Origin of the sequence: Curtobacterium sp. MCLR17_007 (assembly GCF_003234655.2) — a bacterium.
In the GTDB taxonomy this organism is placed as follows: domain Bacteria; phylum Actinomycetota; class Actinomycetes; order Actinomycetales; family Microbacteriaceae; genus Curtobacterium.
Map to the genome: position 1 here is coordinate 1,909,935 of NZ_CP126271.1, position 13,436 is coordinate 1,923,370.

Consider the following 13,436-nt stretch of genomic DNA (forward strand, 5'->3'; position numbering starts at 1 on the left):
GCACCGTGCAGGAGATCTCGACCGACGAAGCCATGGCGCGCATCGCCTCGGGTGCACGCCTGTACGACGTGCGCGAACAGGGCGAGTGGGACGAGGTGCACGCCCCGCAGGCCACGCTCGTCCCGCTGTCCGAGTTCGCCGAACGCTGGACCGAGATCGAGTCTTCCGACGAGCCCGCGATCGTCGTGTGCCACTCCGGCATGCGCTCCGCCCGCGTCGTCCAGGCGCTCGAGCAGCAGGGTGTCCCCGCGGTCAACCTGGCGGGCGGGATGGTGGCGTGGGAGGCCCAGGGCGGTCCCGTCGTCCACCCGGGCACCGGCGACGCCGAAGGCGAACGCGGTCACGGGCACTGACCCGACGCGCGTAGTGTTGTCGGATCAGGTCCCTGGAGGCGCAGCATGACGGACACCCGTGAGTCGGCGAAGCAGGACGACTCGGTCCCGAGCCGCCCCGGGTCGCCGTCGCAGCCCACGAGTCCGCTGGGCCCGAACACCACGGGCAACCTCGGGTCGCTCCGGTCCCTGCTCCCGCGCCTGTTCTCCCGTGCGCAGCCCGCCGGTGCGGTCGACACCCTGATCCGCACGGTCCGGTCGCACCACCCGAAGGCCGACGTCACCCTCATCGAGCGTGCGTACTCGGTCGCAGAGCGCGCGCACGACGGCCAGAAGCGCAAGTCCGGCGAACCGTACATCACGCACCCGGTCGCGGTCGCGCAGATCCTCGCCGACCTGGGCATCGGCACGATCACGATCGCCGCTGCGCTGCTCCACGACACGGTCGAGGACACCGACTACCAGCTCGACCAGCTCCGCCAGGACTTCGGCGACGAGATCGCGATGCTCGTCGACGGCGTGACCAAGCTCGACAAGGTCAAGTACGGCGACAGCGCCCAGGCCGAGACCGTCCGCAAGATGGTGATCGCGATGTCGAAGGACATCCGGGTGCTCGTCATCAAGTTGGCCGACCGCCTGCACAACGCCCGCACCTGGGGGTTCGTCGAGTCGACGTCCGCCACGCGCAAGGCGAAGGAGACGCTCGAGATCTACGCGCCGCTCGCGCACCGGCTCGGCATCCAGATGATCAAGCTCGAGCTCGAGGACCTGTCCTTCGCGGTCCTGCACCCGAAGCTCTACGTCGAGATCGACAGCCTGGTCAAGGAACGGCAGCCGAAGCGCGAGCAGTTCGTCCAGAACGTCATCGGCACGCTCAAGAAGGACCTCAAGGCGGCCAAGGTGCGTGGCGACGTCATGGGCCGGCCGAAGCAGTACTACTCGATCTACCAGAAGATGATCGTGCGCGGGCGCGAGTTCGACGAGATCTACGACCTGGTCGGCATCCGCGTGCTGGTGCCGACCGTGCGCGACTGCTACGCCATGCTCGGCTCGGTGCACGCGCGGTGGACACCGCTGCCCGGGCGCTTCAAGGACTACATCGCCACACCGAAGTTCAACCTCTACCAGTCGCTGCACACGTCGGTCCTCGGGCCGCAGGGGCGTCCGGTCGAGATCCAGATCCGCACGCACGAGATGCACCAGCGCGCGGAGTTCGGCGTCGCTGCCCACTGGAAGTACAAGCAGCGCGCCGCCGGTCGTGACGTCGACAGCTCGAGCCAGACCGACCAGGACATGGCGTGGCTCGCGCACATCACCGACTGGCAGGCCGAGACCAGCGATCCGGGGGAGTTCCTCGATTCGCTGCGCTACGAGATCGGCGCGAAGGAGACCTACGTCTTCACGCCGCAGGGCAAGGTCATCGGGCTGCCGGCCGGGGCGACACCGGTCGACTTCGCCTACGCCGTGCACACCGAGATCGGGCACCGCACCATGGGCGCCAAGGTCAACGGTCGCCTGGTGCCGCTCGAGAGCTCGCTGTCCAGCGGGGACGTGGTCGAGATCTTCACGTCGAAGAACCCCGACTCCGGGCCCAGCCAGGACTGGCTGACGTTCGTGCGCAGCCCCCGTGCCCGCAACAAGATCAAGCAGTGGTTCACCAAGGAGCGTCGCGAAGAGGCGATCGAGCAGGGCCGTGACGCGATCGCCCGCGCCATGCGCAAGCAGAACCTGCCGCTCCAGCGCATCATGAGCCAGGACTCCATCTCCGAGGTCGCCTCGGCGATGCGGTACGACGACGTCTCCGCGCTCTACGCCGCGATCGGCGAGGGCCACGTCTCGACGCAGTCGGTCATCGAGAAGGTGCTGGCGGGCGTCCAGACCGAGACGGAGACCGACGAGCCCGAGCTCTCCTTCCCGCGCCAGGTGACGAGCCGCCAGCTCCGCAACAGCGACAGCGGTGTGCTCGTCCGCGGGGCGCCGGACATCCTGGTCAAGCTCGCCAAGTGCTGCACCCCGGTGCCGGGGGACCAGATCGTGGGCTTCATCACCCGCGGACAGGGCGTCTCCGTGCACCAGGCGTCGTGCACCAACGTCAAGTCGCTCATGAACGAGCCCGACCGGATGATCGAGGTCGAGTGGGCGCCGTCGTCCAAGTCGGTGTTCCTCGTGCAGATCCAGATCGAGGCCCTCGACCGGTCCGGGCTCCTCAGCGACGTCACGCGCGTGCTCACCGACCACCACGTGAACATCCTGTCGGCGACGGTGTCGACCTCGTCCGACCGCCTGGCGCTCTCGCGGTTCGTGTTCGAGATGGGCGACACGACGCACCTCGACCGTGTCCTGAACGCGGTACGGCGCATCGACGCCGTCTACGACGTGTACCGCGTCAGCGCCGGCTGACCGGGAGCCCCGCGTCATCGCCGGCTGACCTCGGCGAGTCGCCGCTCGGCCTGACGCACCATCGGCACGGTCCCGAGCGCCCGCAGCGCGTCGGACACGTCCGCTGCGGACACCGTGCCGGCCACGAGCAGCCCGTGCACGACGGCGGCGCGACCAGCCCACGCCGCCGGACCCGCGACCCGCAACAGGTCGAGCGCGGTCCGCACCGGCGTCGTGACGGACGCGCCCCCGATCCGGACGACGTCGGCCGGTACGATAGCGACCTCGCGGATGCGCACGTCGCCGTCCTGTCGGATGCGCTGTCCCGCCGGTACGCAGGCCTCGTGGGGGAGCGGCGGACGTGAACAGGCACCCCAGACCCAGGCGGCGGAACGCCCGGCCGCGATGACCCGTGGGTCGGCGGCGCTCCACGCGAAGGACGCCGCACGGAGCGCCGGGTCCTGCGGCTCGGCGACCGAGGCCCAGCACGCACCGACGGCCACGAGCTCACCGGCCAGGACAGCGGCTCGGAGCTCTGCCTCGGGCCAGTCGTCCGTCGTCAACAGCCGGGAGGAACGCACCCGCACATCCTGCCGCACGTGGCCCCGGCGACCGGTGCGCTGTGGACAGCGGGCGCTGCCCGACGTCAGCGCAGGACGTGCGCCCGGTGCACCAGCGCGGCGGCGCCGATGAGCGGCCCGTCCTGGGACAGACCGGTCGGCACGATCCGCACCTTGGTGACGAAGCCGAACTCGACGCGCTCGGCGACCGCCTGCCTGGCGTACTCGAACAGGTCCGGCGTGACGTGGGAGAAGCCCCCGCCGATCGCGACGACCTCGAGGTCGACCAGCGACGTCGCCGCGGCGATCGCCTGGCCGAGCGCCCGCCCGCTGCGTCGCACGGCGGCGACGGCGATCTCGTCGCCGGCAGCGTACGCGGCGGCCAGGTCCTCACCGGTCTCCCCGGTGAATCCCTGCCGCTTCGCCCAGGCGACGGTCTTCGGACCGCTGGCCACGGCCTCCAGGCATCCGGTCCCGCCACAGGCGCACGGGTCGTCGTACCCACCGCACTCGACGTGACCGATGTGTCCTGCGTTGCCGGTCGGGCCGCTGACGGTCCGGCCGTGCAGGATGAGCCCGCCACCGACGCCCGTCGAGACGATCATGCCCATCACGTGGTCGGAGCCCTGCGCCGCGCCGAGCCAGTGCTCGGCCAGGGTGATCGCGAGCCCGTCCATGCGGAGCGTCACCGGCGTGCCGTCGGGGACGTGCGCGGCGACGCGGTCGCGGAGCGGGTACCCCCGCCACACGGGCATGTTGAGGGGTGAGACGAGGCCGTGTTCCTCGTCGACCGGCCCAGCCGAGCCGATGCCCACGCCCGCGAGGGCGGCGTCGGCCGGCATGGCGCCGAGGGCGTTCGTCACGGCCTCGTCGACCGCGGCCTGCAGCTCGTCGGACGTGCGCTGCGGTCCGGTCGGGCTCCGGAACCGCGTGCCGGGCAGGACGATGCCCTCGTCGGTGACCAGGGCGGCCTCGACCTTCGTGCCGCCGAGGTCGACGGCCAGGGCGAGGGACGAGGGGATGGATCCGGTGTTCGACATGCGCGCTCCGATGCGGCGGTCTGGAGGCTCGGGGCGCGTGCCGACGCTGCGTCGCGTCGAGCGCGTCCCGGCTCGGTTGGTGGTCGGCAGGCGCCGACCGGTCAGGTCAGGTCAGTACGAGGACGTGTCGTCGCCGACGCCCGACGCGGTGCCGGTCGCCGAGCGGTGCGCGACCTCGTCGAGGATGCGGGCCGAGGCACTGGTGCCGATGCGGTCGGCGCCGGCGTGCACCATCTCGAGCAGGGTGTCGAGCCCGCGCACGCCACCGGACGCCTTGACGCCCGTGTCGGGACCGACGGTCCGGCGCATGAGTGCGATGTGCTCGGCCGTGGCGCCCCCGCCGGCGAACCCGGTCGACGTCTTGACGAACGCCGCCCCGGCCGACGTCGCCGCGCGGCTGGCCGCGACGACCTCGTCGTCGGTCAGGAACGCGGTCTCGAGGATGACCTTGACGACGGTGTCGCCGGCGGCGTCGACGACCGCGCGGACGTCACGCTCGACGCGCTCCCAGTCACCAGACCTGGCCGCGCCGATGTTCTGCACCATGTCCAGCTCGAACGCGCCGTCCGCCAGGGCCTGGAGCGACTCGGCGACCTTGGCCTCGGTGGAGGTCGTGCCGTGGGGGAACCCGATGACGGTCCCGACACCGACGCCCGTGCCCTGCAGGCGCTCGACCGCGTGGGCGACGTCGCTCGGGCGGACGCAGACGCTGAAGACGCGGTGCGCTGCTGCCTCGTCGAGCTGTGCGTCCACGTCGGAGCGGGTCAGCTCCGGCTTGAGGATCGCGTGGTCGATGAGCCGACGGACGGCGTCGGCGGTGACGGGGAATGCTGCGTTGTCCACCCGGCGAGCCTACCGTCAAGGCGCACGGCGTACCGTGCCATGCATGCGCGTCCTCGTCACCGGGGCCACCGGCTACATCGGCGGTCGCCTCGTCCCCCTCCTGATCGAAGCCGGGCACAGCGTCCGGGTCCTCGTCCGCACCCCCACCAAGCTCGACGACGTGCCCTGGCGTGACCGGGTCGACGTCGTGCAGGGGGACCTGCAGGACGCCGAGGCCGTCGGCCGGGCGGTGGACGGCATCGAGGCCGTGTACTACCTGGCGCACGCCATGGGTGCCGACGGCGACTTCGAGGAGGCCGAGCGGAACGCCGCGCAGACGATGGCCGACGTCGCGAACCGTGCGGGTGTCCGTCGCTTCGTGTACCTCGGCGGGCTGCACCCGGACGGCGAGCTGTCGAAGCACCTCCGCAGCCGGAAAGAGGTCGGCGACGTCCTGCTCGGCTCCGGCGTCCCCACGATCGCCTACCAGGCCGGTGTCGTCATCGGTTCGGGCAGCACCTCGTTCGAGATGATCCGGCACGTCACCGACGTGCTGCCGTGGATGCCGACACCGCGCTGGGTGCGCAACCACATCCAGCCGATCGCCGTGCGCGACGTCCTGTACTACCTGGTGGCGGCGCTCGACATCGACGCCGACGTCAACCGGACTTTCGACATCGGTGGGCCCGACGTGCTGCGGTACGGGCAGATGCTCAATGGCTACGCGGTCGAGGCCAAGCTGCCGCAGCGCCCGATCTCGCCGCTCCCGGTCATGACCCCCGGCCTGGCCGCCCACTGGTTCAACGCCGTCACCCCGATCCCGCGCAAGCTCGCGACGCCGATCATCGAGTCGCTGCAGTTCGAGTGCGTGCAGCGCGAACACGACATCGACGACGTGGTCCCGCGGCCCGAGGGCGGACTCACCGGGTACCGTCGCGCGGTCCGACTGGCCCTGACCAAGATGCGGAAGGGCGAGGTCACGACGAGCTGGCGGAGCGCAACGCTGGCGAGCACCCCGGCCGACCCCCTGCCCAGCGACCCGGACTGGGCGGGACACACCGTCTACGTCGACGACCGGCTCCGGCACACCTCGGCCCCACCCGAGGCGGTGTGGAGTGTCGTCGAGTCGATCGGCGGCGAGAACGGTTGGTACTCGTTCCCGCTCGCGTGGGTTGCTCGTGGCTGGATGGACAAGATCGCGGGTGGCGTCGGCCTGAACCGCGGGCGGCGCGACCCGAAGCGCCTGGAACAGGGCGACGCGCTCGACTGGTGGCGCGTGGAACGACTCGACCGCGGGCGCTACCTGCGGCTCCGTGCCGAGTTCAAGTCGCCGGGTCGTGCCTGGCTCGAGATGACCGTGACCCCGTCCGACGACGGGGGCTGCGACTACCACCAGCGCGCGATCTACTTCCCACAGGGGCTCGCCGGGCGCCTGTACTGGTACGGCATCCTGCCCTTCCACGGGGTGATCTTCCCCGGCATGGTCGAGCGCATCACCGCCCGTGCCGAGCGCGAGGCGCACCGGACCGACTCGACGCAGGCCAACAGCACGCAGCAGAATGGGTCCCGCGCGCCAGCGCACGAGGAGGCAGCATGAGTGACGACGAACGCGGACTGGTCTTGTTCCTGGGGGACAGCATCACCGCAGGCGGATCATGGGACGAGCGGCTCCCCGAGGAGCGGACCGTCAACCATGGCATCAACGGCGACACCACGGACGGCGTCCTCGAGCGGCTCGACGCCGTCGTCCAGGCGGCTCCCGACGCGATCGTGCTGCTGATCGGCACGAACGACTTCGGCAACCACCGCAAGAGCGCCGAGCACGTGGTGCGCAACATCGAGACCATCCTCGTCACGCTGCGCCGCGAGCTGCCGGGCGTCCGGCTGCTGCTCGTGTCGATCCTGCCGCGCCAGGCGGAGTACGCGCCGCGCATCGAAGAGGCCAACCGGCACCTGCGGCAGTTCGTCGCCACGTGCCACGCGCAGTACCTCGACGCGTGGCCCGCACTGGCCGACGTGGACCACCTCGCCGACCACTTCACGGACGACGGTCTGCACCTGACCGATGACGGCTACCGTGCGTACACCGGCGAGCTCGTGCCGGCGCTCGAGCGACTCCGCGGGCTCCCGCCGATGTCCCGCCCCATCACCGCGATCGAGCTGGACGAGGCCTCGGCCTGATGGCCGGCCGGAAGGGGCGACCCCAGGTCGGGTCGTCCCTGCGGTCGACCGGGGAGCAGCGTCCCGACGCGTCCCGGTCCGGCGGCACGTCGCGAGCCGGGTCCACGTCGTCCTTCGGTCGCGCTGCCTCCGGTTCCGCTGCCTCCGGTTCGGGTGTCTCCGGTTCGGCGAAGACGACGCCGGACTTCACGCGACCGGCCCTCGCTCCGTCGCTCCTGGCGGCGATCGTGCTCTTGGCGTGTGTGGCGCTCCTCGACGCGCCCGCGTTCGTCGCCGTCCGGTGGGGCGTGACGGTCCTCGCGCTCATCGTGCTGGTGTTCGCCCTCCGGGGTCGCACCTGGTGGGCGATGGTGCTGATGGCCGCCGTCGCCGTGTGCTGGAACCCGCTCGTGACCGTCCCGATCCCCGGCCAGGTCTGGGCGGCCCTGCAGATCCTCGTCGCAGCGCTCTTCATCGTCGTCGGGATCGCCGTCCGAGTGCCTCGATCGGCAGAGGACCGCGCCGCCCGGTAGGATCGCAGGGTCGGACGCACGGTCCGACCGCACGATCAGATGGGCATGGATGAGCAACGAGACCGAGCCGGAGACCGAGAGTCCTCTGCTGAACCCTCGACCGTCCTCCGGCGGTCTCGACCGGTCCGACGTCGTGCTCCGCAAAGGGCGCTTCACGCTGCTGAACGGCCACCTCACGCCGCAGCAGTCGATGATCGAGGACCTGCTGTTCCTCGACGACGCCCTCACCGCCGGTGACGTCGACCACCTGCTCATCCGCGGCAACGACCAGCGCCCCGTCATCGCGCTCGACGAGCGGGACCGGCAGCGGGCCGAGGCCGCGGTCATGGACGCCGCGGTCGGTGAACCCTTCTACGCGAAGCCGCCCGGCCAGCCAGCCGTCCTCGTCGGGGACGACGGCCTCGGCTCGGCCGACGAACCCGTCCTGCGGGTGTTCCGTCCCCGTCTCGAACCCCTCGGGCGCCTGCGCTACGGCGCCGAGACGAGCGTGCAGCTCGAGTTCTGGCGCGTCACCGAGACCGAGGTGCTCGCACCGGTCGAGAACGCCCTGATGCGACGCAGCCTGCCCATCGAGGAGTTCGACCTCGTCGACATCGAGCGCTACGGACGCACCTGGCAGACCGTCGAGCACATGTTCGACGACCACGTGTCCGACATCCGGTTCCCGATCGACATCGTCTTCTCCTGGGTCGACGGCAACGCGGTCGAGTACCAGCGCGCCCGACAGGCCGCGCAGTCATCGGCCGTCCTGGGCGAGGGCGACGACGCCCCGGCGCGGTTCCGGCAGATCAACGAACTCAAGTACGCCCTGCGCTCGGTGCACATGTACGCACCGTGGATCCGGACGATCTACATCGCGACCGACTCCCCGGCTCCCGCCTGGCTCGCCGATCACCCGCGTGTCCGCATCGTGCGGAGCGAGGAGTTCTTCGCCGACCCGTCCGTGCTGCCCACGCACAACTCGCAGGCCGTCGAGTCACAGCTGCACCACATCCCGGGCATCAGCGAGCACTTCATCTACTCGAACGACGACATGTTCTTCGGGCGTCAAGTCGACCCCTCGGTGTTCTTCAGCCCGGGGTCCGTCACGAAGTTCATCCTCGCGACGACCCGGATCGGGCTCGGCTCGAACAACGCGCGCCGCAGCGGCTTCGAGAACTCTGCCCGCGTGAACCGACGGCTGCTGCAGCAGCGGTTCGGCGCGGTCACGACCCGTCATCTCGAGCACGCGCCGACGCCCCTGCGGTCGAGCATCATGACCGAGATGGAACACGAGTTCGCGGACGAGTTCCGAGCGACGGCGGCCTCGCGCTTCCGCGCCGCCGAGAACATCTCGGTCACGAACTCGCTGTACCACTACTACGCGCTCCTCACCGGGCGGGCCATCGTGCAGGAGAACTCCCTGGTGCGCTACATCGACACGACGATGCTCGCCGGGCTCCGCGAGCTCGAGGACCTGCTCAAGAAGCGGAACGCCGACTTCTTCTGCCTCAACGACGGCAGCTTCCCCGAGGTCAGTGACGACGAGCGCACGACGAAGGTCACGGACTTCCTCGAGCGGTACTTCCCGTTCCCGGCGCCGTGGGAGCGACCCGGCGCCTAGGCCCCACCACGACGAACGACAGGCCCGGCGCCCCATCTGGCGCCGGGCCTGTCGTCTGTGCCGCGTCAGCGGTGGACGGGGGAGACGGGCACCGAGTCCAGCGTGAAGACGGGGATGCTCGAGGTGACCGGTGCCGGCTCGACCGCCGCGGGGATGACCACGCCGGCCGCTGCCAGACGTGCGTCGGTCTCCGCCGACGAGACCGGCTCGCCGACGGTCGAGTACTGCCCGATCGGGACGACCGAGTGCACCACGTTGTGGCCGTACACGTGTACCAGGTTGAAGGACTGCGCCCCGTCGCGCCCCCGCGTGCCCCGCTGGAACTCGTTGAGGTCCTGCGTGTAGCACGTGGCGCTGGCGACGGACACCGGGATGCCGGCGAACACGGCGCTCGTCGAGTAGTGCAGGTGCCCGGCGATGATACTCAGGACGTCGGAGCCCTCGACCACCTCGGCCAGCGCCTGCTGCTCACGGAGCTCGACCAGCACGGTGAGGTCCTGGACGCTCGGCACCGGTGGGTGGTGCATGGCGAGGATCGTGCCGTGCGGGGCTGCCTCGGAGAGGACCTCGGCGAGCCAGTCGAGCTGCTCCGGGGTCACCACGCCGTGGTGCTTGCCCGGCACGCTGGTGTCGAGCGTGATGACCCGCAGCCCGTTGACGTCGTAGACGAAGTCCACCGGGCGGTCGGTCGGCTGCAGGCCGAACAGCTCCTGGCGGAACGCACCGCGCTCGTCGTGGTTGCCCATGGCCCAGATGACCTGCGCACCGATGCGGTTCGCCGCCGGTTCGATGATCTGCCGGACGCGAGCGTACGCACCCGGCTCGCCCTTGTCGGCGACGTCACCCGTCACGACGATGGCTTCGGGGCGAGCGCCGGAGGCCTCGATGTCGGCGATGATCTGCGTCAGCCGCGCTGCCGAGTCGACGGCCCCGTAGAGGTCACCGTCCCCGGCGATGAGGTGTGTGTCGCTGAGGTGGAGCAGGAAGTGGTTCGGCCTGGGATGTTCAGCCGTCCGGGCGTCCATCGGGTTCTCATTCCGTTGGTGGTTCCTCGGCAGAGGATCTCCCGCTGGGGGAGTGCACGGTGCAACACGATGCCACATCGTCCTGGAGCAGTCCAACACGTGTTCATGAATCGAAGGTGAACCGGAAGCGGCATTTCTGAAAATGAGGCGAACGAAAGCGCCCTCGTCCACGAGTGGACGAGGGCGCTTCGTTCTTGCCGAGAGGTGTTACCTTCCGCCAGCTCCGACCTGCGGGGCCTGGTGCGTGCCCTCGAGGTCGGGACCGTGGTGCGCGGCGTGTGCTGCCTCGAGCTCCGACTTCGAGACCGGCGCGATGCGGTCCTCGAAGAAGAAGCGCGACATGCCCGCACGGACCTTCTGCACCGAGGTGATCTGCCCCTTGGCGTTCGGGCGGACCATGAGTGGCTTGTACTCCTCGAACTCCAGGAGCTTCCAGCGCTCGTACTCGTCGAGCTGCTCGTGGACCTCGATGTACTCGCCGTGCGGCAGTCGGACGATGCGGCCCGACTCGTACCCGTGGAGCACGATCTCGCGGTCCTTCTTCTGGAGCGCGAGGCAGACGCGCTTCGCGATCCAGAAGGCGACGAACGGGCCGAGGATCGTCGTGGCCTGGATGACGTGGATCACGTGGTCGATCGACACCATGAAGTGCGTCGCGATGATGTCCGAACTCGCCGCTGCCCAGAGGCTGGCGTAGAGCGTGACACCGGCGGCACCGAACGCCGTGCGGGTCGGGGCGTTGCGGGGACGGTCCGCGATGTGGTGCTCGCGCTTGTCACCCGTGACCCACGCCTCGACGAACGGGTAGACGAACATCGCCAGGATGAGGCCCATGAGGACCGCGATCGGCACGAGGATGTTGAACGACACCGTGTAGCCGAACCACACGACCTCCCAGTGCGGCGGCACCAGACGAAGCGCACCGTCTGCGAAGCCGATGTACCAGTCGGGCTGGGTTCCGGCGGAGACCGGGGAGGGGTCGTACGGGCCGTAGTTCCAGATCGGGTTGATCGTGAACAGCGACGCGATGAGCGCCAGGATGCCGGCGACGATGAAGAAGAAGCCACCGGCCTTCGCGGCGAACGCCGGGAGGATCGGGACACCGACGACGTTGTCGTTGGTCTTGCCCGGTCCGGCGTACTGCGTGTGCTTGTTGATCACGACGAGCACCAGGTGGACACCGAGAACGGCGACCAGGATGGCCGGCAGCAGCAGGATGTGCAGCGTGTACAGGCGGCCGACGATGGCGGTCCCGGGGAACTCACCGCCGAACAGGATGTACCCGATCCAGACGCCGATCACCGGGACGCCCTCGATCATGCCGACGATGATCCGCAGGCCGTTGCCGGACAGCAGGTCGTCGGGGAGCGAGTAGCCCGTGAAGCCCTCGGCCATGGCGAGCACCCAGAGGACGAAGCCGAAGACCCAGTTGAGCTCGCGCGGCTTGCGGAACGCACCCGTGAAGAACACGCGGGCCATGTGCAGCATCACCGAGGCCACGAACAGCAGCGCTGCCCAGTGGTGGATCTGCCGGACGAAGAGCCCGCCGCGGATGTCGAACGAGATGTTCAGGGTCGACTGCAGCGCCGTGGACATCTCGACGCCCTTGAGCGGGACGTACGAGCCGTTGTAGACGACCTCGGTCATCGAGGCGCCGAAGAAGAACGTCAGGAAGGTGCCCGAGAGCAGGATCACGACGAACGAGTAGAGCGCGACCTCACCGAGCATGAAGCTCCAGTGGTCCGGGAAGATCTTGCGCCCGACCTCTTTCACCAACCCGGAGATGCTGGTGCGCTCATCGATGTAGTTGGCGACCCCGCCGATGATGCGGGATCCACGCTCCGGTGCCGGCTTGGTGCTGGTCGTCGGTGCGTTCGTGGTGGTGGTGCTGGTCATCAGCGTTCACGCTCCCAGAATGACGGTCCGACTGGCTCGTGGAAGTCGCTCTGCGCAACCAGGTAGCCGTCGTCGTCGATCGCGATCGGAAGTTGGGGGAGGGGGCGTGCCGCCGGGCCGAAGATGACGTCGCAGTTGTTCGAGACGTCGAAGGTGGACTGGTGGCAGGGGCACAGCAGGTGGTGCGTCTGCTGCTCGTAGAGCGCGACCGGGCATCCGACGTGGGTGCAGATCTTGGAGTACGCGACGATGCCGTCGTAGCTCCACCCTTCCTTGCCTTCGGAGGGGTGGAGGTCTTCTGGCTGGAGGCGCATGAGGAGGACCGCGGCCTTCGCCTTCTCCTCGAGCATGTGCTCCTTGTCGAGGAGGCCGTCGGGGATGACGTGGAACACGGAGCCGATCGTGACGTCGGACGCCTTGATCGGGAGGCCGGTGGGGTCCTTCGTGAGCCGGGTCCCCTTGGCCCACATCGTGTGGCGGAGGAGCTCGTTCGGGTCGGCGGCAGGGGCGAGGTCGCGCACCAGGACGATGCCCGGCAGCGGGAACGCCACGAGCGCACCGATCATCGAGTTGCGGATCAGCTTGCGACGGCTGAAGCCCGACTCCTTGTCGGCGAGCTGGAAGGCCTCGACGGCCTTCGCGCGGGTCGCGTCGGTGCCACGGGTCGTGTGACGCATCTCGGTGATCTCTCGGTCACTGACGAGGGTCTTGGACCAGTAGACCGCGCCGAGACCCAGCGCCAGCAGCGCGAGCGAGATGGCGAGACCGAGCCACAGGTTGGCGGTGCGCACGGTGCCGAAGTCGTCGGACCGGATGGGGAACGCGACGTAGGCCGCGATCGACAGCACACTGCCGACGATCGACAGGTAGAAGAACGTGGCGACCTGACGCTCGGCCAGGCGCTGCTTCTTGGGGTCGACGTCGGTGCGACGTGCGCGGTGCGGCGGCTCGCCCGGGTTCTCGAACGGTTCTGCAGGCACGACCGCGGTGCCGACCGGCGCCGTCGAGTCGTGCTTCTCGACAGCCGAGGACGAGGTCACTGCCTCGTCGTCGTGCTCTGCCATGGTGTTCCCTTCAGTGTCGTGC

At 69.6% G+C, this 13,436-nt stretch carries 12 protein-coding genes; 6 read left to right on the plus strand and 6 right to left on the minus strand.

Annotated features, from left to right (window positions below):
* Window positions 1-5: 5 nt before the first annotated feature.
* Both DEJ13_RS09150 and DEJ13_RS09155 read left to right on the plus strand, forming a co-directional pair.
* Window positions 6-353, plus strand: a complete 348-nt coding sequence (locus tag DEJ13_RS09150) for a rhodanese-like domain-containing protein (RefSeq protein ID WP_235515530.1) — start codon at window positions 6-8, stop codon at window positions 351-353.
* Window positions 354-398: 45 nt separating this feature from the next.
* Window positions 399-2,732, plus strand: coding sequence for a RelA/SpoT family protein (locus DEJ13_RS09155; RefSeq protein ID WP_235515529.1), 2,334 nt, complete (start codon window positions 399-401; stop codon window positions 2,730-2,732).
* Window positions 2,733-2,746: 14 nt separating this feature from the next.
* Here DEJ13_RS09155 and DEJ13_RS09160 read toward each other — a convergent pair whose 3' ends face one another.
* From DEJ13_RS09160 to deoC, 3 genes are all read right to left on the minus strand, one after another.
* Entirely contained in the window at window positions 2,747-3,292 is a 546-nt protein-coding gene (locus tag DEJ13_RS09160) for a type IV toxin-antitoxin system AbiEi family antitoxin (RefSeq protein WP_056124586.1), read from the minus strand.
* A gap of 65 nt (window positions 3,293-3,357) precedes the next feature.
* On the minus strand, window positions 3,358-4,311 hold the full coding sequence (locus tag DEJ13_RS09165) for an ROK family protein (protein ID WP_056124583.1): 954 nt from the start codon (window positions 4,309-4,311) through the stop codon (window positions 3,358-3,360).
* A gap of 111 nt (window positions 4,312-4,422) precedes the next feature.
* Window positions 4,423-5,154, minus strand: a complete 732-nt coding sequence (gene deoC, locus DEJ13_RS09170; protein WP_111106230.1) for a deoxyribose-phosphate aldolase — start codon at window positions 5,152-5,154, stop codon at window positions 4,423-4,425.
* Window positions 5,155-5,197: 43 nt separating this feature from the next.
* Here deoC and DEJ13_RS09175 point away from each other — a divergent pair, with 43 nt between their 5' ends.
* The 4 genes from DEJ13_RS09175 to DEJ13_RS09190 are packed head-to-tail and all read left to right on the plus strand — an operon-like array spanning window position 5,198 to window position 9,429.
* Window positions 5,198-6,730 (plus strand): SDR family oxidoreductase, encoded by a 1,533-nt coding sequence (locus DEJ13_RS09175; protein WP_111106231.1) that lies wholly within the window; start codon window positions 5,198-5,200, stop codon window positions 6,728-6,730.
* Window positions 6,727-7,314, plus strand: coding sequence for a GDSL-type esterase/lipase family protein (locus DEJ13_RS09180; RefSeq protein ID WP_111106232.1), 588 nt, complete (start codon window positions 6,727-6,729; stop codon window positions 7,312-7,314). The genes DEJ13_RS09175 and DEJ13_RS09180 overlap by 4 nt, the downstream gene beginning before the upstream one ends.
* Window positions 7,314-7,826, plus strand: coding sequence for a DUF6804 family protein (locus DEJ13_RS09185; protein ID WP_258374038.1), 513 nt, complete (start codon window positions 7,314-7,316; stop codon window positions 7,824-7,826). Before DEJ13_RS09180 ends, DEJ13_RS09185 begins: the two co-directional genes overlap by 1 nt.
* 49 nt (window positions 7,827-7,875) lie before the next feature.
* Complete coding sequence (locus tag DEJ13_RS09190) at window positions 7,876-9,429, plus strand: stealth family protein (RefSeq protein WP_111106233.1); 1,554 nt, start codon at window positions 7,876-7,878, stop codon at window positions 9,427-9,429.
* A gap of 65 nt (window positions 9,430-9,494) precedes the next feature.
* On the opposite strand, the gene DEJ13_RS09195 is transcribed toward DEJ13_RS09190, so the two are convergent.
* The 3 genes from DEJ13_RS09195 to qcrA form a co-directional block, all read right to left on the minus strand.
* Complete coding sequence (locus tag DEJ13_RS09195; RefSeq protein WP_056124572.1) at window positions 9,495-10,454, minus strand: phosphodiesterase; 960 nt, start codon at window positions 10,452-10,454, stop codon at window positions 9,495-9,497.
* Between the two features lie 207 nt (window positions 10,455-10,661).
* Window positions 10,662-12,350 (minus strand): cytochrome bc1 complex cytochrome b subunit, encoded by a 1,689-nt coding sequence (gene qcrB, locus DEJ13_RS09200; RefSeq protein WP_056124568.1) that lies wholly within the window; start codon window positions 12,348-12,350, stop codon window positions 10,662-10,664.
* A complete protein-coding gene (qcrA, locus tag DEJ13_RS09205) occupies window positions 12,350-13,414 on the minus strand; it encodes a cytochrome bc1 complex Rieske iron-sulfur subunit (RefSeq protein ID WP_056124565.1) in 1,065 nt (354 codons plus the stop codon). The genes qcrB and qcrA overlap by 1 nt, the downstream gene beginning before the upstream one ends.
* Window positions 13,415-13,436 lie beyond the last annotated feature (22 nt).

Coding starts and splice junctions, on each gene's coding strand:
- DEJ13_RS09155 (WP_235515529.1), top strand. CDS start 399: ATGACGGACACCCGTGAGTCGGCGAAGCAGGACGACTCGGTCCCGAGC.
- DEJ13_RS09165 (WP_056124583.1), bottom strand. CDS start 4,311: ATGTCGAACACCGGATCCATCCCCTCGTCCCTCGCCCTGGCCGTCGAC.
- DEJ13_RS09175 (WP_111106231.1), top strand. CDS start 5,198: ATGCGCGTCCTCGTCACCGGGGCCACCGGCTACATCGGCGGTCGCCTC.
- DEJ13_RS09180 (WP_111106232.1), top strand. CDS start 6,727: ATGAGTGACGACGAACGCGGACTGGTCTTGTTCCTGGGGGACAGCATC.
- DEJ13_RS09185 (WP_258374038.1), top strand. CDS start 7,314: ATGGCCGGCCGGAAGGGGCGACCCCAGGTCGGGTCGTCCCTGCGGTCG.
- DEJ13_RS09190 (WP_111106233.1), top strand. CDS start 7,876: ATGAGCAACGAGACCGAGCCGGAGACCGAGAGTCCTCTGCTGAACCCT.
- DEJ13_RS09195 (WP_056124572.1), bottom strand. CDS start 10,454: ATGGACGCCCGGACGGCTGAACATCCCAGGCCGAACCACTTCCTGCTC.
- qcrB (WP_056124568.1), bottom strand. CDS start 12,350: ATGACCAGCACCACCACCACGAACGCACCGACGACCAGCACCAAGCCG.
- qcrA (WP_056124565.1), bottom strand. CDS start 13,414: ATGGCAGAGCACGACGACGAGGCAGTGACCTCGTCCTCGGCTGTCGAG.